Source organism: Anaerovibrio slackiae, assembly GCF_009695585.1.
Classification (GTDB): domain Bacteria; phylum Bacillota; class Negativicutes; order Selenomonadales; family Selenomonadaceae; genus Anaerovibrio; species Anaerovibrio slackiae.
On sequence record NZ_VUNR01000026.1, the window covers coordinates 15474 to 38661 of the forward strand.

19 protein-coding genes are annotated in these 23188 nt (G+C 50.6%); 10 read left to right on the forward strand and 9 right to left on the reverse strand.

Annotated features, from left to right (window positions below; translation table 11 throughout):
- Positions 1 to 109 precede the first annotated feature (109 nt).
- Both uvrB and uvrA read left to right on the forward strand, forming a co-directional pair.
- Positions 110 to 2197, forward strand: coding sequence for an excinuclease ABC subunit UvrB (uvrB, locus tag FYJ84_RS11340; protein ID WP_154407723.1), 2088 nt, complete (start codon positions 110 to 112; stop codon positions 2195 to 2197).
- 147 nt (positions 2198 to 2344) lie between these two features.
- Positions 2345 to 5161 (forward strand): excinuclease ABC subunit UvrA, encoded by a 2817-nt coding sequence (uvrA, locus tag FYJ84_RS11345; RefSeq protein WP_154407724.1) that lies wholly within the window; start codon positions 2345 to 2347, stop codon positions 5159 to 5161.
- A 318-nt stretch (positions 5162 to 5479) separates the two neighbouring features.
- Here the strand turns inward: uvrA and FYJ84_RS11350 are convergent, their stop codons facing one another.
- Entirely contained in the window at positions 5480 to 6088 is a 609-nt protein-coding gene (locus FYJ84_RS11350; RefSeq protein WP_154407725.1) for a uracil-DNA glycosylase, read from the reverse strand.
- An 88-nt stretch (positions 6089 to 6176) separates the two neighbouring features.
- Positions 6177 to 6461 carry a hypothetical protein gene (locus FYJ84_RS11355; RefSeq protein ID WP_154407726.1) on the reverse strand — a complete coding sequence of 95 codons (285 nt, stop codon included), beginning with the start codon at positions 6459 to 6461 and terminating at the stop codon, positions 6177 to 6179.
- 196 nt (positions 6462 to 6657) lie between these two features.
- Between FYJ84_RS11355 and FYJ84_RS11360 the strand changes: the two genes are divergently transcribed.
- The 4 genes from FYJ84_RS11360 to FYJ84_RS11375 all read left to right on the forward strand — a co-directional run bounded on the left by FYJ84_RS11360 (position 6658) and on the right by FYJ84_RS11375 (position 12145).
- Positions 6658 to 8235 (forward strand): TIGR02452 family protein, encoded by a 1578-nt coding sequence (locus FYJ84_RS11360; RefSeq protein ID WP_154407727.1) that lies wholly within the window; start codon positions 6658 to 6660, stop codon positions 8233 to 8235.
- A gap of 58 nt (positions 8236 to 8293) precedes the next feature.
- Entirely contained in the window at positions 8294 to 9340 is a 1047-nt protein-coding gene (locus FYJ84_RS11365; protein ID WP_154407728.1) for a macro domain-containing protein, read from the forward strand.
- Positions 9341 to 9475: 135 nt separating this feature from the next.
- Positions 9476 to 11164, forward strand: a complete 1689-nt coding sequence (locus FYJ84_RS11370) for a TIGR02452 family protein (RefSeq protein WP_154407729.1) — start codon at positions 9476 to 9478, stop codon at positions 11162 to 11164.
- 108 nt (positions 11165 to 11272) lie between these two features.
- The gene (locus tag FYJ84_RS11375) at positions 11273 to 12145 is read left to right on the forward strand and encodes a PHP domain-containing protein (protein WP_205764224.1); all 873 of its coding nucleotides are present in this window, start codon (positions 11273 to 11275) and stop codon (positions 12143 to 12145) included.
- Positions 12146 to 12196: 51 nt separating this feature from the next.
- Here the strand turns inward: FYJ84_RS11375 and FYJ84_RS11380 are convergent, their stop codons facing one another.
- Positions 12197 to 13210, reverse strand: a complete 1014-nt coding sequence (locus tag FYJ84_RS11380) for a helix-turn-helix transcriptional regulator (RefSeq protein ID WP_154407731.1) — start codon at positions 13208 to 13210, stop codon at positions 12197 to 12199.
- Between the two features lie 299 nt (positions 13211 to 13509).
- Between FYJ84_RS11380 and FYJ84_RS11385 the strand changes: the two genes are divergently transcribed.
- On the forward strand, positions 13510 to 14019 hold the full coding sequence (locus FYJ84_RS11385) for a CinA family protein (protein WP_154407746.1): 510 nt from the start codon (positions 13510 to 13512) through the stop codon (positions 14017 to 14019).
- A 55-nt stretch (positions 14020 to 14074) separates the two neighbouring features.
- On the opposite strand, the gene FYJ84_RS11390 is transcribed toward FYJ84_RS11385, so the two are convergent.
- The 4 genes from FYJ84_RS11390 to FYJ84_RS11405 form a co-directional block, all read right to left on the reverse strand.
- The gene (locus FYJ84_RS11390; RefSeq protein ID WP_154407732.1) at positions 14075 to 14338 is read right to left on the reverse strand and encodes a Txe/YoeB family addiction module toxin; all 264 of its coding nucleotides are present in this window, start codon (positions 14336 to 14338) and stop codon (positions 14075 to 14077) included.
- Between the two features lie 2 nt (positions 14339 to 14340).
- Positions 14341 to 14595 (reverse strand): type II toxin-antitoxin system RelB/DinJ family antitoxin, encoded by a 255-nt coding sequence (locus FYJ84_RS11395; protein ID WP_154407733.1) that lies wholly within the window; start codon positions 14593 to 14595, stop codon positions 14341 to 14343.
- A gap of 142 nt (positions 14596 to 14737) precedes the next feature.
- Entirely contained in the window at positions 14738 to 17767 is a 3030-nt protein-coding gene (locus FYJ84_RS11400) for an efflux RND transporter permease subunit (protein WP_154407734.1), read from the reverse strand.
- Positions 17768 to 18892 carry an efflux RND transporter periplasmic adaptor subunit gene (locus FYJ84_RS11405; RefSeq protein ID WP_154407735.1) on the reverse strand — a complete coding sequence of 375 codons (1125 nt, stop codon included), beginning with the start codon at positions 18890 to 18892 and terminating at the stop codon, positions 17768 to 17770.
- Positions 18893 to 19097: 205 nt separating this feature from the next.
- Here FYJ84_RS11405 and FYJ84_RS11410 point away from each other — a divergent pair, with 205 nt between their 5' ends.
- The 3 genes from FYJ84_RS11410 to tadA all read left to right on the forward strand — a co-directional run bounded on the left by FYJ84_RS11410 (position 19098) and on the right by tadA (position 21175).
- Complete coding sequence (locus FYJ84_RS11410; RefSeq protein WP_154407736.1) at positions 19098 to 20051, forward strand: malate dehydrogenase; 954 nt, start codon at positions 19098 to 19100, stop codon at positions 20049 to 20051.
- A gap of 305 nt (positions 20052 to 20356) precedes the next feature.
- Positions 20357 to 20632, forward strand: a complete 276-nt coding sequence (locus FYJ84_RS11415) for a hypothetical protein (protein WP_154407737.1) — start codon at positions 20357 to 20359, stop codon at positions 20630 to 20632.
- Between the two features lie 27 nt (positions 20633 to 20659).
- Positions 20660 to 21175, forward strand: coding sequence for a tRNA adenosine(34) deaminase TadA (gene tadA / locus FYJ84_RS11420; protein WP_154407738.1), 516 nt, complete (start codon positions 20660 to 20662; stop codon positions 21173 to 21175).
- Between the two features lie 70 nt (positions 21176 to 21245).
- Here tadA and FYJ84_RS11425 read toward each other — a convergent pair whose 3' ends face one another.
- Positions 21246 to 21950, reverse strand: coding sequence for a tetratricopeptide repeat protein (locus tag FYJ84_RS11425; protein WP_154407739.1), 705 nt, complete (start codon positions 21948 to 21950; stop codon positions 21246 to 21248).
- Positions 21951 to 22008: 58 nt separating this feature from the next.
- Positions 22009 to 23172, reverse strand: coding sequence for an HAD family hydrolase (locus FYJ84_RS11430; RefSeq protein ID WP_154407740.1), 1164 nt, complete (start codon positions 23170 to 23172; stop codon positions 22009 to 22011).
- Positions 23173 to 23188 lie beyond the last annotated feature (16 nt).

Here is a 23188-nt window from a genome sequence, read left to right on the forward strand (position 1 = left end):
CCATCATCCCCGGAAAGCTGCGTTTTTTTTGTTTTTCCTATATAAATTTTCTGCGTTTTGTGGTACAATGTAGATAATATATTCCAAACGTATGCAGGGAGGGTAAAAAATGCTTCCAAAGCTGAATAATATGGATTTTGATAATGACAAGGCGGTGCCATTCAAGGTGGTGGCGCCCTTTGAGCCTATGGGGGATCAGCCTCAGGCGGTGGAGGATTTGGCGGCAGGCATCGAGAACGGGCAGGAGGCCCAGGTGCTGCTGGGGGCTACCGGCACGGGCAAGACTTTTACCATAGCCAAGCTGATTGAGAAGGTGCAGCGGCCTACCCTGGTCATTGCCCACAACAAGACGCTGGCGGCACAGCTGGCCAGCGAGTTCAAGGCTTTTTTCCCTGACAATTATGTAGGATATTTTGTCAGCTATTATGATTATTACCAGCCGGAGGCCTATATTGCCTCTACGGATACATATATCGAGAAGGATGCTTCTATCAATGACGAGATTGATGAGCTGCGGCACTCTGCTACCTGCTCTCTCTTTGAGCGGCGTGATGTGATTGTCGTGGCCAGCGTGTCCTGCATCTATGGCCTGGGTTCCCCGGAAAGCTATCATGAGATGGTGCTGTCCCTGCACAAGGGGCAGGAAACCGACCGTGATGCCATCCTCAGGCGGCTGGTCACCATGCAGTATGAGCGGAATGATATGGTGCTGGAACGTGGCAATTTCCGGGTGCGGGGGGATGTCATCGAGGTCTTTCCGGCCGGGTACAACAACAGGGCAGTGCGCATCGAGCTGTTCGGGGACGAGGTGGACAGGATTCTGGAGTTTGATGTGCTGACAGGGCAGGTTATTGGCGAGCGCATTCATTCCATGATTTTCCCTGCCTCCCACTATGTCACCAACAGGGAGGATTTGGAAACAGCTATGGGCACCATCCGGCAGGAGATGGAGGAACAGGTCAAGTATTTTAAAGGGGAAAACAAGCTGATTGAGGCACAGCGGATTGAGCAGCGGGTGAATTATGATTTGGAAATGATTCAGGAAATGGGCTACTGCTCCGGCATTGAGAATTATTCACGCCATCTGACTCAGAGGGCGGCAGGGGATGCGCCATATACGCTGCTGGATTATTTCCCGGAGGATTTTCTGATTGTCATTGATGAGTCCCATGTTACCCTGCCTCAGATTCGCGCCATGTATGCAGGGGACCGCTCCCGGAAGGAATCCCTGGTCAATAACGGCTTCCGGCTGCCTTCTGCCTATGATAATCGTCCCTTGAAGTTTGAGGAGTTCGAGAAGCGTATCAACCAGATTGTCTATGTATCGGCAACCCCTGCCAAGTATGAGCTGGGGCAGGCCCAGCAGATTGCCCAGCAGATTATCCGCCCTACGGGGCTTCTGGACCCGGAGATTGAGATTCGTCCTTTGGAAGGGCAGATGGATGACCTGCTGGGGGAGATTCATCTCAGGGTGGCAAAAAATCAGCGGGTACTGGTGACAACCCTGACCAAGCGCATGGCGGAAAACCTGACGGATTATTTGAAGGATATGGGGGTAAAGGTGCGCTACCTGCATTCGGATATTGCTACTATTGAACGGGCGGAGATTATCAAGGAGTTGCGCCTGGGGAAGTTCGATGTGCTGGTGGGCATTAATCTGCTGAGAGAAGGGCTGGACATGCCGGAGGTATCGTTGGTAGCGATTCTGGATGCGGACAAGGAGGGCTTTTTGCGTTCTGATACTTCCCTGATTCAGACCATCGGCAGGGCGGCACGGAACGCCGAGGGCAGGGTTATCATGTATGCTGACGTGGTTACTGACTCCATGCGCCGGGCTATTGACGAGACATCGCGCCGCCGCCAGGTGCAGCAGGAGTACAATCAGGCTCATGGCATTGTGCCAAAGACCATTATCAAGCCGGTGAAGGATTTGATTGAGCTTACCCTGGTGGCAGAGTCCAGTGGTGAGTACAAGGTGGATGTGGATGCCACGGCACGGGCGGCAGCCAAGAAGCTGCAGGTGCCGGGGAAGAAGATGACCAAGAAGGAGTCTGAGGCACTGTTGAAGGCATTGATGAAGGAAATGCAGATGGCGTCCCGTTCCCTGGAATTTGAACGGGCGGCGCAGCTGCGGGATATGATTTTTGAGCTGGAGGATGCCATGGGGAAGAAATCCAGCAGGAAGAAGAAAAGCTGAAAATATTAGCTTAAACTATTAGCTGAAAATATTAGTTGAAATATCAGCTGAAAATAGTATTTGCGAAGAAGCAGGCATAAAAAAGCGTGTGAGAAAGAGCCGGTCTGAATGGCTGGCATGTATTGGAAAGGATAAAGCAGGTTAGCTATGGATAAATATATCAGGATACGAGGTGCCAGGCAGCACAACCTTAAAAATATCAATCTGGATATTCCCAGGGACAAGATGGTGGTGATTACGGGGCTGTCCGGCTCCGGCAAGTCATCACTGGCTTTTGATACGATTTATGCCGAGGGGCAGCGGCGGTATATGGAGTCCCTGTCCTCCTATGCCAGGCAGTTCCTGGGGCAGATGGACAAGCCGGATGTGGACTATATAGAGGGGCTTTCCCCGGCGATTTCCATTGACCAGAAGACCACCAGCCGCAATCCCCGTTCTACGGTGGGGACAGTGACGGAAATTTACGATTATCTCCGTTTGCTGTTTGCCAGGGTGGGGCATCCCCACTGTCCGAAATGTGGCAAGCCGGTCAATCAGCAGTCCATCGACCAGATGCTGGACCAGCTTCTGCTGCTGCCGGAGCGGACGAAGCTCCTGGTGATGGCCCAGGCTGTCCGGGGCAAGAAGGGGGAGCACAAGAAGCTTCTGGAGCATATTCGCAAGGAGGGCTATACCCGTCTGAGGATTGACGGTGAAATGCGGGATGCCGGTGAGGAAATCCTGCTGGAAAAGAATAAGAAGCATACTATTGAGGTGATAGTGGACAGGCTGGTGATTCGCGAGGAAATCCGTGCCCGTTTGGCGGAGTCCATGGAAACTGCCCTTAAAATGGGACAGGGGGTTGCCTATGTGCAGATTGTGGATGGGGAGCTGCTGATGTTCAGCCAGAATTTTGCTTGTGAGGACTGCGGCATCAGCCTGCCGGAGATTACGCCGCGGATGTTTTCCTTTAACAGTCCCTTCGGTGCCTGTCCAGTGTGCAGCGGCCTGGGCAGCCAGATGAAGCTGGATCTGGATATGGTGCTGCCGGATAAGTCCCTGAGCCTGGCTGGTGGAGCGGTGGCTCCTTTGTCCAGCAATACCAAGTCATATTCCATGTGCCAGATGAAGGCGGTGCTGGAAAAGCATGGCTGTGATTTGGATACGCCTTGGCAGGATTTGCCAGCCAAGGTGCAGGATTTGCTGTTGTATGGCACCGGGGAGGTGCGGTATGATTTTGGCTATGAGAACATGTTCGGCATTTACAAGATACATAATGGCCCCTTTGAGGGGATTATGCCTCTGCTGGAACGCCGCTACAAGGAGTCCGACTCGGATATGATGCGTGAGGAATACGAGAATTACATGAGCATCAGCCTCTGTCCTGAGTGCCATGGCGCCAGGCTGAAGCCGGAGGTGCTGGCGGTGACGATTGGCGGCAGGAATATCCAGCAGGTGACGGATATGACGGTACGGGACTGCCGGGAGTTTTTCCAGCAGGTGGATTTTTCTGACAGGGAGCGCACTATCGGCAAGCAGGTGCTGAAGGAAATCAATGCCCGGCTGGGTTTTCTGGTAACAGTGGGACTGGAATATCTCACCCTCTCCCGGGCGGCAGGTACTTTGTCCGGCGGCGAGGCCCAGCGCATCAGGCTGGCTACCCAGATTGGCTCAGGGCTGGTAGGTGTATTGTATATACTTGACGAGCCAAGCATCGGGCTGCATCAGCGTGACAATAATAAATTGCTGGAAGCGTTGCAGAATTTGCGTAATATGGGCAATACACTGCTGGTGGTGGAGCATGACGAGGATACCATGCGTGTGGCAGACCATATTATAGATATCGGTCCCGGTGCCGGTTCCCAGGGGGGCTATGTGGTGGCACAGGGGACGGCTGAGGAAATCATGCAGGTGCCGGAGTCCGTTACCGGCCAGTATCTGAGCCACAGGAAGGAAATTCCTGTGCCGGAGGTGCGGCGCAGGGGCAACGGCAAATTATTGGAAATTGTGGGTGCGGCTGAGAATAATCTGAAGGATGTGCATCTGAAGCTGCCCCTGGGGGTATTTACGGTGATTACCGGCGTGTCCGGCTCCGGCAAGAGTACCCTGATTAATGAAATTCTCTACAAGGCTGTGGCATCAAAATTGTATCGTGCCAAGGGCAGGCCGGGGAAATTTAAAAAGCTGCTGGGCATTGAAAATGTGGACAAGGTTATTGATATTGACCAGTCGCCTATCGGCAGGACGCCACGCTCCAACCCTGCTACCTATACCGGGGTATTTGATTTGATCCGCACTCTTTTCAGCCAGTGCTCCGAGGCGAAAATGCGGGGCTATAAGCCTGGGCGTTTCAGCTTTAATGTGAAGGGGGGACGCTGTGAAACCTGCAAGGGGGACGGTATCATCAAGATTGAGATGCACTTTTTGTCCGATGTGTATGTGCCTTGCGAGGTCTGCGGCGGTGCCAGGTACAACCGGGAAACCCTTGAGGTAAAGTACAAGGGCAAGTCGATTGCTGATGTGCTGGACATGACTATTGAGGAGGCGGTGGAGTTCTTTAAGAATGTGCCGCGGATTGCCAACAAGCTGCAGGTGCTGCAGGATGTGGGGCTGGGCTATGTGCGGCTGGGACAGTCGGCTACTACCCTGTCCGGCGGTGAGGCGCAGCGCGTCAAGCTGGCAACGGAGCTGTCCCGCCGTTCTACCGGCAAGACACTGTACATTTTGGATGAGCCGACTACGGGACTGCACACGGCTGATATTCACAAGCTGCTGGGAATTCTCCAGCGATTGGTGGATGGCGGTGACTCGGTGGTGGTTATTGAGCATAATCTTGATGTAATAAAGAGTGCCGACCATATCGTGGATTTGGGACCGGAAGGCGGTGACAAGGGTGGCACTATTGTGGCACAGGGAACGCCGGAGGAAATCGTGCAGGTGACGGAGTCTTATACGGGCAGGTTTTTGAAGCCGCTGCTGGAGTGAGTGGTTAGATGGTGGCTGTGGTGCACTGTGTTTTTTCGTGTGCCACAGTACTGGTTTTTGGAAGACTGCTAGTAAAAATAGTGTCCATAGATGGCACATGTGATATAATGTAATTGTAATGGTTAAGTTCGTTAAGGAAGGGCAGGTGATTGCCATGTGGAAAGCAGTTACAAAACCTTTTATGAATATAGAGAAAATACATCCTCAGCAGATGGAAGATGTAAAGGAGTTTTCAAAGAAATAATAAAAGATGTGTTCTACTTCATTAGATAGAATACATCTTTTTTCAATAGTGAATATTAAGTGCGCAATAGGGGATTAGACCAGTCTTTCAATCATAGCTAGACATTTTTGTTTTCCACCATTAGCTGGATGCCTGATGTAATGGTCATCATTGAGCTTTAATTGTTTCTGGGCAGTTCTGCCAATGGCATAAATATTTGATGAGTCTATGTTGAACATTTCGCAAAGAATCTGGAGCTGTTGTAATCCGAAATCAATTTCTGCTTTTGTCGGTTTGCGGTTGGACCGGATATTTCCAGCTTTATATGGGTGGAACGGAAAGGCGTTCCACATAAGCGGTATAATCTTAGTATTTCGTAACCCTTCCCATATAACATTAGCAGATATTTCGGATGTATCGCTAGTGTCAGGATGACGTTTCCATTTACCAAGGCCAAAGTAATTATCGGGACTTATTAGTTGTTTTTCATCGGTGAAGGGAATGCCGGTAAGCTGGCAGCCTCTATAGCCGGGTGCTTCGCCAACCAGCATAATGCCTGAACCGTGTTTAGCAACATGCAAAAGGTAATTTTCAAGATTATACCTGCAGTTTTCTTTTTCGTATGGATTTTGTATGGGATGATTACTGATTGTACTGTCAAATTGGCAGAGGCTTTCAACAAAGGAATGAATTGCTTTTTCCATAGTAAACCTTCTTTCTATATAGTAAGTTTATGTATCTCATAAGGCTATTATAGGTCAAATGTTAAGAATCCTCAAGAGAAGTATGTATTTATTCAAACTCTTTTTTCTCAGGTGGTATCATAAAGTCAATAATATGATATGCCCCTTCGATTTCTTCATAGGTCTTTTCATCGCTTGTCAGTATGTCGAGCAGGTAGACATCAATGAACATATTTTTTTGCATTGAGTTCATGGCAAGCAGGGATTCTGGGGTAAAGCCTGCCTTGAAAATAATGTCAGTGGCACATTGCAGAATCAGCTCATTGTTACTGGGACGACATTCTATAACCTCATCGTTTTCTTTTTTGCTTTCATTTTCATTTTCGTTGTTCATGTAATCACCTCATAATGCAGCTTGGATTTTGATTTTTGGGTTTCAATTGCTTCTGTCATCATTGTACATCAGATGAATAACAAAAATGTCCTAAAATACGGACATTTTGACTTCGGGGATATGCTAGAATATGCATGTAAACAGGTGATGTGATGATATGTGCAGGCTTTGAAAAATTGAAGGGGGCTACTGCATTATGAATGAGGCAATAACTAAAAAGAAATATCGTAGCCAGGGCAGTTATACCGAGAGAATGAGGTTGAAGAAAATTGCGAAAGAGACCATGAAGATTACCCGGCAGGGCTATTATGAGCTGAATGGTATGCGCATTGAGCTGCCAAAGCGCAAATATGATGAAGTGATTGCTATCACGCCTGAACAGGCTGATGCGGCAAGATGGTCCCTGCTGGGGCGCAAGCTGTCAAAAAACTATCCTGGTAATATTTATGTATGGTGTATCAGTTCCTTTGGGGCTGTGGCATGCTTTGACAGGTTTCTTGTGCTGAATTTTGCCAATGCCTTTACGCCTGGGGGTGGTTTTATGAATGGTGCCGAGGCGCAGGAAGAAAGCCTGTGCCGTGAAAGTACCTTGTATGCATCCCTTGTCACTGAAAAGGCTGTCGGCATGTATGAGTATAACCGCAGCCTGAATAGTCCGGCTGCTTCAGATTATATGCTCCTTTCGCCAGAGGTGTGCGTATTCCGTGACCATGACAGCCATAAGCTGCTTGAAAAGCCATATACGGCTTCTGTTCTTACTGTGCCTGCCGTAAACCTGCATGGCTACGATGACTGCGTTCATAAGCCTGCTTCGCAGGAGATTGATGAGCTTATGTACAGGCGCATTGAAAATATGCTGGCTGTTGCTATAGCGCATGAGTATAAAAATCTCATTTTGGGGGCGTGGGGGTGTGGTGCCTTCGGTCATGATGCCAGGCGTGTGGCTGAGTATTTTTACAATCTTTTGGTGACAAAAGGGTATCGCAATTATTTTGACAATATCTGCTTTGCCATTCCTGACGATGCTCCGCAAGCCAATCAAGAGAATAATCTCGAACAGCATGCTCATTCAGATAAAGAAGATAATTTTGATGTTTTTGACGAGGTTTTTGCTGATGTGCTGAGATATGACATTGATACATATTTCTCATCATCCAAGCCGGAGGCAGCTGAGCTGCTGGCTGCTAAGGCTGCCGATGTGGCACAGGTTGACTATCGTGAGTTTGCTATTAATAATGTCTTAAAAGGGTATTATCCGGCACAAGCTGCCTATGTGCGCTATAATTTTCCGCCTGCCAATATCAGTAAGCTGAATATCGGCTATGCCTATGGTGTTACCAGGCTGTGGGATGCCTATATGGCAGAGCAGTGGGGGTGTGAGGGCGATAAATCCGTGTGTTTCTATCTGTCTGACATTCATGATATATGGTGCAGCAGTTATGAAGATATAGACAAGCCCTATCCTTTTAATGAGCGTTCCGAGGCAGAGCCTTTTACGGCTGATACCCTGGGGAAGGGGCACCATGTCCTTTGCCGCGGTATGCGCTATCTGGGGTGCGTAGACGATGTCTATCGCATCAGTCCATATCTGTCCTATCTTGTTGACAGAGGGCTGTTAGAGTTTTTGACAGAAGAACACAATGGGTATGTTTTGATGCTTAAAGATGCAGATAATAATTCGGTGGTGGGCGTTACAGTAGCCCTTGAAAAAGCAGGTGAGCTGCTTGCCAAGACACCGCTGGCATGGAAGAAGTTTCCAGGCTGCAAGAGTTAAAAACGATAAATTGTAAATATAAAAGGCAGATAATGCTGATATATGCGAGGTGCTTGTTATGCCAATGGTTGTTGTGAGAAATGATATTACCAGAATTGAGGCTGATGCTATTGTCAATCCTGCCAACAGGCGGCTGGAGCATGGCAATGGCACCAGCGATGCCATCTTCCAGAGGGCAGGGGCAGAAAAGCTGGAAAAGGCTTGTCATGCCATCGGCACCTGCGAGCCGGGCTGTGCCGTGGCAACGGAGGGCTTAAGCCTGCCGTGCAGGTATATTATTCATGCAGTGGGGCCTCTGTATGTGGATGGAGGCCGCGGCGAGGAAGCGTTGCTGCGCAGTGCTTACCTGTCTGCCTTGAAGCTGGCACAGGAAAAGGGCTGCAAGTCCATTGCTTTTCCTCTTTTGTCCAGTGGCAACATGAAATATCCGAAGGAGGAGGCGATGCGTGTTGCCCTGACTGTGATTGGCGAGTATGTGATTCAGCATGATTTGCTGGTGTATCTGGTGGTTTACGATAATGAATCCTTTGAGCTTAGCAAAAAATTATTTGCCCAGGTGCGCAACCATATTGATGAAGAATATATCGCCAAAAATCCTGAGAAGCATGTTGATGACAGGGATTATAAGCTCCATGAGGCACTCTGGTCCTGGCAGTATGAGAATGAGGCAGAGGCTGGCAGCACTGACAATGAATACTGGGAGCGCGTGATGGCAAGGCGGCTGGCAGCTCCCGGGGAGGATTTTCAGCAGATGCTGCTGCGGCTGATTGATGCCAAGGGGGTAAAGCCGTCAGTGGCTTATGATGGGGCAGGCATTGACAGGCGTGAGTTTTCCCATGTGATGAATTATGAGCAGAAGCCTGACCGCCAGTTTGTGGCAAAATTTATTTTATACTTTGGCATGGGGCTTGAGGAAGCAGAGCGGTTTATGGCAAAGGCTGGCATGGGCTTGTCTGATGCAGATGATTTTGACATAATTTTACGGGTGTTTATCGAAAACAGCATTTTTGAAATAGATACCTTTCAGGCGGCACTGGCACAGCGGGGCATTAAGCTGAAGGTAAAGTACCGGGAAAGAAAGGCGAGGCGCAAAAAAGGCAGATAGCTGATAGATAACAGATAATAGATAATAGATAATAGATAATAGATATTTGATAATATTTGCCAGATAATAGATGCGAATTATGGCTGGTTAGTGTATTTGGCAGGCTGATAAGCTGGGTGAAAGGAGTGCATTGGCATGAGCAGGGCAAGAAGATATGATGACTTGCGCAGGATAGCTGCGGAGTCTATGCAGGTAATTGAGCAGGGCTTCTATGAAAATGAGCAGGGCAGGCAGCGTCTGCCTGAATATAATTATGGGGAGGTTCTGTGCATTACCCCGGAAAAGGCGGAGGCAATCCGTCAGGCGGCAGAGCAGCATATCCCGGCAGGTCATAGGCCTTTGATGCTGCTGACAGATGCGGATAGCTTTACGGTGGCACAGAGCCTGGATAATTGCCTGGTAATGAATTTTGCCAATGCCTATCATCCAGGGGGCGGCTTTTTGGAAGGCTGCAATGCCCAGGAGGAGTGCCTGTGCCGGGAAAGCACCCTGTACAAGTCCATTGGCAGTGCTGAAGCTGCCAAAATGTATGATTATAACAAACAGCTGCACAGCCCGGCTGAGTCGGACTATATGCTCATCTCCCCTCATGTGTGCGTGTTCCGGGATGTAAAGGATAATTTCCTGCCGGAGCCATTTATGACCTCGGTGGTGACGGTTCCTGCCCTGAATCTGCGGCGGCAGGCAAGGCATATCCCCATGGATGAGGTTGACCGCATCATGAAGCATCGCATTGAGTGCATGCTGGCGGTGGCTGCTAACTATGGCTACCGGGATCTGGTGCTGGGGGCGTGGGGCTGCGGTGCCTTTGGGCATGATCCTTACCGGGTGGCAGGATATTTTCGTGAGGTGCTGATAGACAAGGGTTATATGGGCTTTTTCGATGGGATTATTTTCGGCATTATGGATGATGGGCGGACTAATAATTACCTTGCCTTTATTCATACTTTGGGCGACTGTGCACATCTTTTTGACCTGAAAAGGGCGGAGCCGGCACATGCCAATGCTGATGATGATACTGATGATGCTAATAATGCTAATGATGGGATTGCTATGGCTGATAATGTAAGTGATATTGATAATATTGATAATATTGATGACGTTAATGAAGATAACGAAGCTCATGTTGCTGATTTGGCTGGCAATAACGCTGCTGGTGGGGGAGAATATTATCAGCAGCAGTTCCAATCTGATTTCCCTTATATACAGTACAATTTTTCTTCGCGCAATATCGGCAAGGAGAATATCGGTTATGCCCACGGCGTAACGATTGATGGCATTCCCTATATGGCTGAGAAGTGGGAGATTGATGGCAAGGTTGATGTTTGCTTTTATCTGCCTGTGCTGGATGATTTAATTGATGGCATGGATGAGGAGGAAGTGGAAAAATGCGAGGCGATGGAGCAGAGTGCGGAGTGCCATGATGTAAAAGGCGGCCAGATGCTGTGCATAGGCATGGTGGATAATTGCGTAGAAAATGAAATTCCTGTTATGGAAGCGTATTTTGAATATCTTGATACTGTGGGGCTTTTAGAATTTACCACTCAGGTTCGGGCTGCATATTACCTTTTGCTGACAGATGTTAATGGCAATGATGTATTCGCTTTGACAATTACCATTGAGGAAGACGGCAATGTGCTGGCTGTTACGCCGCTGCGGTGGATTCCCTTTGACAATGGCTATGGCCAATCTGGCAATGTTAGTGGTAAAAGCGGCAATGCTTGTGAGAAAAATGGTAATGGTAATGGTAATGGCTATGGCTATGGCTATGGTAAGCAGGAGCCTGGGAAGGCGGCACCTGTCCTGAGGCTGGTGAAGAAATAATGGTTTTTGGTTAGCGGCATGTGTGCCAGCAGTTAATGGCTTCTGCTGGCACATGGCACAACTGGCGGTTTGCATTGGCGAAGGGAAACGGGGAAAGGATGATTTATGATGGGCGGTATGAAATCAAAGGTAGATTTGCACATGCACAGCAGTGCTTCTGATGGCGTGGACAGTATAGCCGAGCTGCTGGCGAAGGTAAAGGCGGCTGGCATAGAGTGCTTTGCCCTGACCGACCACGACACGATTGCAGGTGTGCTGGCAATGGAAAAGCTGCTGGCAGAGCAGCAGGCTGGTGACGGCAATCGTATGCAGTTTATACGGGGGATAGAGTTTTCCTGCATTACGGCACTGGGAAAATGCCACATTCTTGGCTATGGCTACGATTATAATGATGAAGCGTTTCGGTCAGTGCTGGCAAAGGGGGAAGCTTTGCGCAGGGAAAAGCTGGAGAAGCGGCTGGATTTTCTGAGGAAGGAATATAATATTGTCTTTGCACCACAGGATGTGGAAGCCATGCGTGGCATGGGCAGCGTGGGCAAGCCTCATCTGGCAGAATTGATGGTGAAAATGGGCATAGCGGCTTCTGCCTCGGAGGCTATCAGGAATTATATCAATCATTGCCCTGCCTTTGACAGCCGTCTGCCTGCCGGAGAGGCAATCAAGGCTATCCGCAGTGCGGGCGGTGTGGCAGTCTGGGCGCATCCTTATGGCGGTGTGGGGGAGCCTGTGCTTACGGAAAAAGAGCTTGTCAGCCAGCTTGAATTGCTGCTGTCATTTGGCTTGCAGGGGCTGGAATGTCATTATTCTCGCTACGACATGGCGCAGACAGGCAGGCTGGCCGGATATGCCAAAGAGTATGGTTTGTGTATATCCGGTGGCAGTGATTACCATGGGCGGAAGAATTTCCCGGAGCTGGGACAGCTGAACGCGGAAGGATTTGCTGTTGATATGGCAGAGATTTCCGTCCTGGCTGTTGTTTAATTTTTTGCATAAACGTAAGTATTTATTATTTTGTTGTTTATTATTTATTGTTTATTGTTTATTGTATTTATCGTATATATGTATGGAAGCGGCTTTTAGCTTGCTTCGCAGGCTTTCTGGTTTTAGCACTTCTGCGTATTGACCGTACTGCAATGCCCAATAGAGCATGGCTTCCTCGTTGCATTGCAGCTCAAGGGTGAGGGAGTCCTCCCGGTTTTCTGTTATGATGAAGTCCTTGCCGAACCAGTCGATAATTTCATCCAGAATAAATGGCTCGATGCGCAGAGTGATGGAGATGCCTTTGCCTGAGAACATGTAGATGTGCTCTGCCATGTGCCTGGGGAGATCGTAGCCATTGGCATATTCCGGCAGGGTGCGCAGGGGCTTTGCCGGGGTATCACCAAGGATGCATACATCGGTGATTTTGTCCACGCGGTAATGGGATATATCGCTGTGATGGCTGTGATTGGCAATGAGATAATACCTGCCGTTGTTGGCTACCAGATAGTAGGGGCTGACGGTATATTTGTAGTTGGCAGCCCGTCTTGAGTGCAGTTTTAGGTCACTGCCGTAGGAATTGTAGGTAAAGCTGATTTGCTTGTTTCCAGCGATGGCATCGCTTATGCGGTCGATGTTCAGCATGGTCTGGGGATTGCTGTTGTGCTGCAGGGCCTGCAGGTGGCAGATGTGCTTTACTTTGCTGGGAAAATAGGCATTGCCCAGCTGCTTTAGCTTTTTTATCAGCCTGTCCGCCTGGACATGGGAAATGCTTTTATTGAATAATACACTGTCTATCAGCATGCGCAGCTCGGCATCATCAAACTCCCTGTCGCTGAGGTAATAGCCTGAGCCTGTGCGCTCAATGGCGTAGCCCAGGTCCCTCAGGGAGTCAATGTTTGCCTTGATGGTTCTGCGATCATATTCCATGGCGTATTTGCTGTGCAGTATGCCCAGGATTGCCTGTTGTGTCAGGCAGTGTTCTTCATCGGTATATTCCCTGAGAATTTTTAAGATTAGGATATTCAGGCATTTTTTATCGGTGGGGATAATGTTTTCCAGTTCCATGATGTACCTCCATGTATGATGCATTTTATTGTGGGATATGTGTTATTATAGGATGTGTATTATTATAAGATGTGTACTATTATAGGATGTTGCAATGTATAAGGCTTTTATTTTTGTGTCGTGTGTTATATTACCAGTATTGATGTACATTTTTTCGTACATCAAAGAATGGACAATATGATTATAGCACGGATATACATCAGAAACATTGGGGATTTCAAGGAATTGCTGTTTATGTGTTTATGTTAGTTATATCATTTGTCAGGAGATGGCTTATTATGGAAAAGTTTGCTGATTTTATGCAGGTGGAGAATTTTAGTGAAAATGATTTGGAGTATGCAGTGGGCAGGCTGCTGGCAGCAAGGAAGCTGACGATTGCCTGTGCTGAGTCATGTACTGGGGGCTTGCTGTCCGGCAGGCTGACGGCAGTGCCGGGGAGTTCTGCTTATGTGATGGGGGGCGTGGTGTCCTATACGAATGAAGTCAAGGTCAGCCATCTGGGAGTGAAGCAGGCTACGCTGGATGCCGTGGGGGCTGTAAGCCAGGAAACTGCCGGGGAGATGGCAGAGGGGATACGCTGCCGCATGCACACGGATATTGGCGTAGGTATAACAGGGATAGCCGGTCCTGGCGGTGCTACGGCAGACAAGCCTGTGGGGCTGGTGTATATCTCCGTGTCCGGCTGTAATGGTACGGTGGTTACACGCAATGTTTTTCATGGCAATCGCCAGCAGGTGCGCTGGCAGGCAACAGAAAAAGCTCTGGAGATGGTAGCGGAGTACGCTGGTGGATTGCCAGATAAGTCATAAACAGCAAAATATGTGCAATATAAGTAAACGCAGGAGCTGTCTCCTGCGTTGTTAATTAATTATGCTTATAATGTGTGCGGCATTGATATATGATGATGGTATCATCAGTGGCAGAGTAGACTAAGCGATTTTCTGCATCAATTCTGCGGCTCCAACATCCCTGAAATTCATGCTTCAATGGTTCAGGCTTTCCAATACCGTCAAATTTGTTTCTAAGGATATCCTGAATTAACATATTTATGCGTTTTAGTGTTCTTTTATCCTGAGTCTGCCAATACAAGTAATCCTGCCATGCAATTTCCGTCCATGTAAGGTTCATGTTCATACCTCGATTAATTCATGAGATGCAAGCTGCCCGTTTTGAGCCTGTTTTATGGATTGGCGAAGCATGTTTAAATTTTCTTCATTGTAGAATGGATCAGCAGAGATTTCAAATGGAAGCTTCTGCTTTTGCAGTACAGCTTTTACATAGAGATTTATTGCTGAAGAAACTGTCAGCCCGACTGTGCTGCAGAAGGCTTCAAAGTTTTTTTTGTCAATGGGATCTATTCTCGCCGTTAATGTTGTCTGTGCCATAATTATCACCTCAAGGACATTATATGACAAATGTATTACAATAGCAATAAAATATGCGATATTGGTTGAATGGGAGCCGCACACTCGTGACTTTAGTCGTGAGTTAGGTGACCAAACTAGTTAGCGCATATTAGCTTTCCTGCTATCTGCTGATGCCGTAGGCGGCTGCGTACATGACAGGCAGTACCAGCAGCGTCAGTATGGTGGCTGCCAAAAGGCCGCTGGCGATGGCTACGGCCATAGGCCCCCAGAAGGTGCTGGTCATCAGGGGCAGCATGCCCAGGATGGCTGCCGCAGCCGTCAGCATGATAGGGCGGAAGCGCAGCACCGCGGAGTCGATGATGGCATCCCAAGGGGCTTCGCCTGCCGCCAGATGTTTTTGAATCTGGTCGATGAGAATGACGGAGTTGCGGATAATCATGCCGCTGAGTGCCAGCACGCCCAGGATGGCTACGAAGCCCATGGCCTGGTCAAGGAGCAGCATGCCGAAGGCAACGCCGATAATCCCAAGGGGTGCCGTCAGCAGGGTAAGGAGCATGTCCTTGCCGCTTCTGAGCTGGAACATGAGCAGTGTCATGATGATGAATATCATGGCAGGCAATGGCACCAGCAGGTACTTCATGGAATCGTCGCTGTCAGCCTGAGCTCCCTTCATCTTTATCTGATAGCCGAAGGGCAGATTTTCCCGGATGTCCTTGACGGATTCAAAAGCCTTGACGGTGGCATCGTTGGCTGTGCCTTCCTTGATATTTGCCTGTACGGTGATGGTCGGCAGCATGTTTTCACGCTTGATGAGCCCGTCCTCGGCGGCGAAGGAGATTTTTGCCAGCTGCTCCAAAGGCACATAGCCACCGGCAGAGTAGATTGGCAGCTCCTTTATCCGGGACAGGTCGCTCCTGTCTGCCTCACGGAGCCGCAAATCCACGCTGATGGTCCTGTCCCCGGCATAAAACTGGGCGGCAGAGGCACCGCTGATTTCCGTGTAGGCGGTCTGTGCCACCACCTGGGGGGAGAGCCCCAGCTGCCGGAGCTTCGCCTGGTCAAAATCCAGGTGCAGCACCTTGGCTTTTTCGTTCCAGTCCATGCTCACATCGTAGTTGTTGCTGTCCTGGATGAGCCTGTCTGTGACCTGAGTGGCAATCTGCCGTACCTTTTCCTCGTCATAGCCGGAGATGCCCAGCATTACAGGATAGTCTGCCGGAGGCCCGGTCTGTAGCACGGTAACATTGGTGCGTACCTCCGGGAAGGAATCAGCCAGCTGGCTGCGGATTTTCTCCATCAGGGCATCCCGGTTTTTTGGGTCCTTTGCTACTACCACAAACTGGGACAGGTTGTCGGCAGGCAGCTCCGGATCCACGGTCAGCACGAAGCGCGGGCATCCCTCCCCTACATAGTAGGTGTAGTTTTCGATTTCGTCAGCATGCTCCTCCAGAAATTTGGCAAAGCGGCTGGCGGTTTCTGCGGAAGCTTTTTTGGAGGCTCCCTCCGGCAGCTCCAGCTTGATGAGGATTTCCGGCCGCACGGATGGCGGAAAGAATTCCTCCTTGATGAGACCCATCATGCCGATGGAGGCAGCAAAGATGGCTGCGGTGGAGGTGAGGACGATTTTCTTATGGTCAAGGAACCAGCAGAGCACCTTGCGGAAGACGGCGTAAAACCTGCTCTGATATGGGTCATGCTCTCCTGCACCAGGGGCTGGCTTGATGAGATAGAAGCCAAAGAGGGGCGCCACCATGACGGAGACAACCCAGGAGATGACCAGCGCCATGCCGATAACCGGGAACAGGGTGCCGCAGAACTCGGCTGCCATGCCGTCAGAAAAGCTGACGGGGATAAATCCGGCACAGGTAATCAGGGTGCCGGTCAGCATAGGCTTTGCCGTTGCCCTGAAGGCATAGCAGGCTGCTTCAAAGCGGTCATGGCCTTTTTCCAGCTGGACGCTCATCTGCTCCACAGCGATGATGGCATCATCCACCAGAAGCCCCAGGGAAATAATCAGGGCTCCCAGGGAGACCTTGTGCAGGTCGATGCCGAAGATGTACATGCCGCAGAAGACAGCAGCCAGCACCAGCGGAATGCAGCCAGCCACCACCATGCCGGTGCGGATGCCCAGGCTCATGAAGCTGACTGCCAGCACGATGATGACGGCTTCCCGGAGGGTGCTGACAAAATCATCAATGGACTCGGTTACTACTGCCGGCTGGTCGGAAACCTGATGGATTTCCAGCCCGGCTGTCATTTCTGACTGGATGGCTTCCATGTGTTTTTTTAGCTCGTCACCCAGGGTGATGATGTTGCCGCCTGTTTCCATGGATACGGCAATGCCGATGGCAGGCTCGCCGTTATAGTACATGGCAGTGTCGGCAGGGTCAGCATAGCGGCGTTCAACGGTGGCAATATCACCCAGGAAGAAGGTCTTGCCGTTGGCACTGACAGGGGTCCGCCTGATGGCGTCGATGTCGTCAAAGCTGCCGCTGTAGCGCAGGTATACGTTGTCGCTGCTGGTTTCGATCATGCCGGCAGGTGTCATTTCATTCTGGGTTTTCAGGGCATCTGCCAGTACGGCAGGGCTGATGCCCAGTTCCGCCAGCTTGGCGCTTTCGATTTCTACATATACCTTTTCAGTCTGGACACCCAGGAGCTGAACCTTCTGCACCTTGTTGATAGTGGCAAGGCGGCGCCGGATGCGCTCTGCCTGCTGGCGCATTTCCTCCATGGAGTAGCCGTCGCCGGTCAGGGCGTAGATGGAGCCGAATACGTCATCGAAGCGGTCGTTGTAGTAGGGGCCGTAGACACCGTTAGGCAGCTCACGCTCCAAATCCCTGCCAAAGTTGCGGACATCACGCCAGGTATCCCGGATGGCGGAGCGGTCCACGTCGTCCCGGAGGGTGACATAGACATAGGTGGTGCCAGCCCGGGTGGTGCTGTCCACCTGCTTGACGCCGGGGATGTCACGGAACTTGGATTCCAGCTTGTCTGTGACCTGTTCCTCCATCTGCTTGGCGGAGGCTCCCGGCCAGGCGGCGGTGACAATCATCTGGTTGATGGTGAAGTTGGGGTCCTCCATGCGCCCCAGCTTGAAGTAGAAGAAAATGCCGCCAATGGCGGTAACAAGGATAAAATACCAGATTAGTGCTCTGTTCTTCAGGGAAATTTCCGTTAGGTTTCTCATTTAATGCTTGTCCTCTTTATCGTTATCATCGTTTGTCAGACGTACTTTTGTACCCTCGTGGAGCTTGTGCACACCGGCTACTACGACAATGTCACCGTCATTGAGGCCGTGCACCTTCAGCTGGTTTTTGTCAAAGTCCTCCACCTGCACTTCCTTGAGGGAAAGTGTCATGGCGTTGGCATCTACCACCCAGACTGCCGGATTGTTGTCAGTCTGATAGATGGCGGCCATAGGCAGGATGACAAAATCTGCGGCGTTGGAAGCTGGCTGATTTTTATCTGCGGCATTGCTGCCGGTTATTTTGGCGGAGGCGGTCATGCCCAGCTGCAGGCCATGGGGTGGATTTGGCAGGGCAATGCGGATTTTGTAGGTTCTTGCCACTGTGTCAGCCATGGGGTAGATTTCCCGGATAATGCCTGTTACCGGCTGGTTGTTGAGGGACCAGAAGGAAACCTCGACGCTCTGCCCCTTGGAAACATCGCCAATCCTGTTTTCCGGCAAATTGATTTCCACCTCCAGCTCCTGGGACTGAACCAGGGTGAGTACCGTCTGCCCGGCACCGACTACCTGCCCGACCTCGGCGGTGACGGAGGAAATGACTCCGTCGGAAGCGGCGATGAGCTTGGAGTAGCCCACGGCATTTTTGCCCTGCTTGGCAATGGCAACGGCCTGATTGTAGCCTGCCTGGGCGGCATCAAAGGATGTCTGGTACTGCTCAAGCACGCTCTCCGAAATGGCTTCCTGGGCATAGAGGGATTTGTAGCGGTTCAGGTTGGAACGGGCCAGGTCAAGCTGTGCCTTGGCGGCTGCCACCTGGGCTTCCCCCTGCATGGCCTGCTGCACTACATCCCGGCTGTCGATAGTCATTAGCACGTCACCGGCATGTACATGGTCACCTGCCTGCACGAAGCGCTGCAAAATCCTGCCGCCCACCTGAAAGGACATGGTGGTTTCGTAGCGCCCCTTGACAGCGCCTGGATAGTTTCCTTCGCTGGCACCTGTGCGCAGGGAAATCGTCTTTGTCTTTACTAGCGGATTATTCTCCGTGGCAACCTCCTCGCTGCCACAGCCGGCTAATACTGCTAAAAATAACAGGCAAAGGATGGACGAAATAAATCTTTTCATAAAGCAAGTCTCCTTTGAACCAATTCAATGATATATTCTACCTCTAATTTTACCAAATTTGCAAGAATTAAACAACAATAATATATGTATAACAAATTTTGAGAAATTTTGCTATACAAAAAAATAAATATTTGTTATAATATCATTAGTTAAAGAGTCGGGCTGTCAGGGGACAGCCTGTCGCAATAAAAGGAGGAATTGTTAAATGAAAGTAACAGTTGTAGGCGCAGGTAATGTAGGAGCAACAGCAGCGAACGTGATTGCCAGCGCAGGTTATGCTAGTGAAGTAGTTCTTCTCGACATCAAAGAGGGTGTATCCGAAGGCAAGGCAATGGATATGATGCAGACCTCCCAGATTCTGAACTTTGACACCACCATTACCGGTGTTACCAACGACTATGCAGCTACTGCAGGCTCCAAGGTTGTTGTTATCACCTCCGGTATTCCTCGTAAGCCAGGCATGAGCCGCGAGGATCTTATCGGTGTTAACGCTGGCATCGTAGGCAGCGTTATCGAGCAGGCTGTAAAGTATTCTCCAGATGCTATCTTCATCGTAATCTCCAACCCTATGGATGCTATGACCTATCTGGCACTGAAGAATTCCGGCCTGCCAAAGAATCATGTAATCGGCATGGGCGGTATGCTGGATAGCTCCCGCTTCCGTTATTTCCTGTCTCAGGCACTGAAGAAGAAGGGCATCCCTGCTACCCCTACTGACATTGACGGTATGGTAATCGGTGGCCACAGCGATAAGACCATGGTTCCTCTTGGCTCCATTGCTACCTACAAGGGCATTCCTGTATCCCACTTCCTCGATGAGGCAGAGCTGGAAGATGCTATTGCTCAGACCAAGGTTGGCGGTGCAACCTTGACCAAGCTGCTGGGCACTTCCGCTTGGTACGCTCCGGGCGCAGCTGCTGGCGAGCTGGTTAAGTCCATCATCACCGATGGCAAGAAGCTCATCCCTTGCTGCGTATATCTCGAGGGCGAGTATGGTGAGGATGACCTCTGCATCGGCGTTCCGGTAATCCTGGGCGAGAACGGTGTAGAGCAGATTGTTGAGCTGAATCTTGAGGGTGTAGAGAAGGAGCGTTTTGCAGAGTCCGTAGCTGCAGCTCGCAACACTCAGAACAACTTGGGCGACGCTCTCAAGAAGTAATCGAATACCGGCTTTTGTTTTTGACTAGCATAACCACAAGGGGGCCTGCAGCTTTGCAGGCTCCTTTTCTTTTTGGATTTCCTCATTTGCTTGAGGCTTTAGTTTGCAGGCTGGCGATGTGAGATTTTATTGTGTTTTTTGCTTTGCAGCAGCAATTTTCCAGCAATATAATTTATGGTTGCATAAATTATAGGCAAAAAGGCTTAATTTTTATTTAAAGTGTAACGATATATTGGTATAAGCATATAAAGTGCAGAGGTTTTTGGGTGCGCAAGGCTCAAATCTGAAAGGCGGTGGTTATCGTGATGAGCAAGGTTTACAAAATTAACAGGGTAAATGGTGTCAATCTGGATATGAACAGCCCGTGGCTGCAAAGGCGGAATCGTGATGACCAGTCCCAGGGGGAGGGCAGCTTCCGGGAGATGCTGCAAAGCAGCATGGCACGCCGTGGACGCAAGGAGGAGGCACCTCAGGTTTCTGAGGCGGCAGTGTGGGAGGGCAGTAGTGCCACCCAGTCCCTGTTCTATGAAAACGGGGTGGATTTGAGCTTTTTCTACAAGCTGCGTGCTGGTCTGGGCTGAGTAAGATAATAAGATGATGGTGATGAGATGATACTTGATGATGAGAAATATATGCGGCTCGCCCTGGCGGAGGCTGAAAAGGCTTATGCCAGGGGCGAGATTCCTATAGGTGCCGTCCTTGTGCGCAATGAGGACGGCACTGTTGTGTCGCGGGGGCACAATCTGCGTGAGAGCAAAAATGATGCTACTGCCCATGCGGAGATGGAGGCAATCCGGGAGGCATGCGCCAGGCTGAACCGCTGGCGCCTCAGCGGCCTTACCCTGTATGTGACTATCGAGCCCTGCGCCATGTGTGCAGGAGCCCTGGTGAACAGCCGCATTGACAGGCTGGTATACGGCAGCACGGAGTCAAAGTTCGGGGCAGTGGAATCCATCTTCAACGTGGTCAATCACAGGCTGCTGAATCACAGGCTGTCTGTCACTGCCGGTGTGCTGGAGGATGAGTGCAGGCAGCTGATGAAGGATTTTTTCAGGATGCGCAGAGAGCAGAACAAGCAGAAGAAGCGTGAGGAAAACAGCGAGGAAAAAAGCGCAGATTCATGATGGGCAAAATAAAGGGAGTACCGCCGGGAAATGGGGTACTCCCTTTATTTTGCAAATTTTTTTGATGTGCTCAGATGTCCCAGTGGAGGTTGTCAGGATTTGGCGTAGCCTTGTCGATTTCAGCCAGTATCCAGGAGACATTCTCATGCTGTGCCTCAAAGGCATGCTTCAGCTTTTCCTGATTGATAGGCGGCAGTTCCATGGCGTGGAGCGCCATATGCATGTAGTCCTTGGCGATAAGGGCGGTACCACGCTGGGCAGCCAGCTGTGCCTTGAAGCGGTAGCCGTAGTAGAGGTAGCTGTTGTGGGCAGCCGGAATGTCCTTGAAGCACTCGATGCGCTCGTCCGCCTCCGCCTCTGCTTCCTCGGTGCGCTTCATCAGGTGCAGCAGGTTCCAGCGATCAGCCCACAGCTCCCCCCGCAGGATGTAGCGGTAGAGAAAATCCGAGTTCTCGGCAGTTTCCAGTGCCAGGTTGATGTATTCCAGTGCCGCCTCGTAGTTCTCCGCATCCCGTTCCATCTGGCTGAGATGCTGCATGGCGTAGGTTTTTTCCTCAATATCCTCGGCATTTTCCTCGTCCGGCTCCACCTCCAGCACGGAGAGGAACAGCTCCTTGGCTGCCTCCGGGCGGTTCAGCTCCGGCATGGCGAGAAAATGTGCCAGCCGTGCCCGGCAGTGCCAGTCATCATAGCCGCCAGCAAACAGGTTGCGGGGCGGCCTGGCGCTTGTTTCCAAAACTGTGTCCACCAAAATATCAAATTGCTCTTTATCCATGCATGTGACATCCTTTCATGTAGATGATTTATTATTGCTATCGTATTTGATTTTATCTCTAGTATTGCAGCGGTATCTGGTTGAGCAGCAGGATGGCCGCTGCGAAAATGCCGATGATTATGGGCAGCAGGGAGCCGTAGGCCGGCAGGCTGGCCAGGTTGAGCAGGAACACTACGGATAGCACCAGCAGCAGGTTGCAGGCTATGGCGATGAGCCGCCCTGTTTTTTTCTTGCCCATGACTACCCGGCAGATGCCCTTGGCGGTGGCGATGGTGCCCAGGCTGTTGGTGTGTATCAGTACATCCGCCATGCTCTTGACGGATTCCTCCGCATACTCCAGGGCAAAGCTCAGCTGGGAGCTTCTGATGGGCCCCTCAAACTTCATGGTCCTGCCTGCTGCACCGATGACGCGGCCGCTGGTCTGCATCAAAAGGAGCTCCTTAGCCTTGCCCATGGCATCAAGCTCGCTGCGTATCTGGTCGATGGTAGAGGGCTTGCCGTAGCTTTTGGCTGTGGAGCGGTTGGCACCTGTCAGTAGGGTGGTGGTGATGCCCATTTCCCGCAGGAAGCTGATATCCCCCGGCACGCTCCTTTTTATTTTGTCGTGCAGGGTGATAAAGCCCCGGCAGAATTTGCCGATGGCCACGAAGACGATAATCTGCCCCTTGTATGCCAGCTGGTCCGCCCTGGTAAAAAGCTCGGCAGGGATTTCGATGTTCTGCTCCTGCAAGAATTTGGCAGAGCCCAGGCTCAGTGTCTGGCGGTTCATGAGGGCTTCCACCCCCTTGCCGGGAACAGGGCTGGCTGCGGAAATCTCAGGCAGTGCCAATCCCCTGACACTGGCCTCGTCCACGATGGCTTCGGCTATGGGGTGGTCAATTCCCTTTTCGATGGCCGCCGCCAGTGCCAGCAGCCTGCCGGAGGAAATGCCGTTGGGAAAAATATCCGTCACTGCCGGTGCACCGTAGCTGATGGTGCCGGAGAGATTTACCACCAGGTCTTTCAGCTGCGCCAGCAGGGGCAGCTTGCCGGTGTCCTTGATGCCGATTTTCCATTTTTTCAGCAGTTTTTTTGCCTGCCATGGCAGCAGGAGCCTGTCCAGGAAAGCCCAGAGGCAGTTGAAAAGCAAAATGACGACAGCCGTGATCAGGTAAAGCCTGACGGGATTGTCCTCTATTGATATACATGCCAGGATATAATCCACATAATCACCCTCCAGCAAAAAACTTCATCTAAAA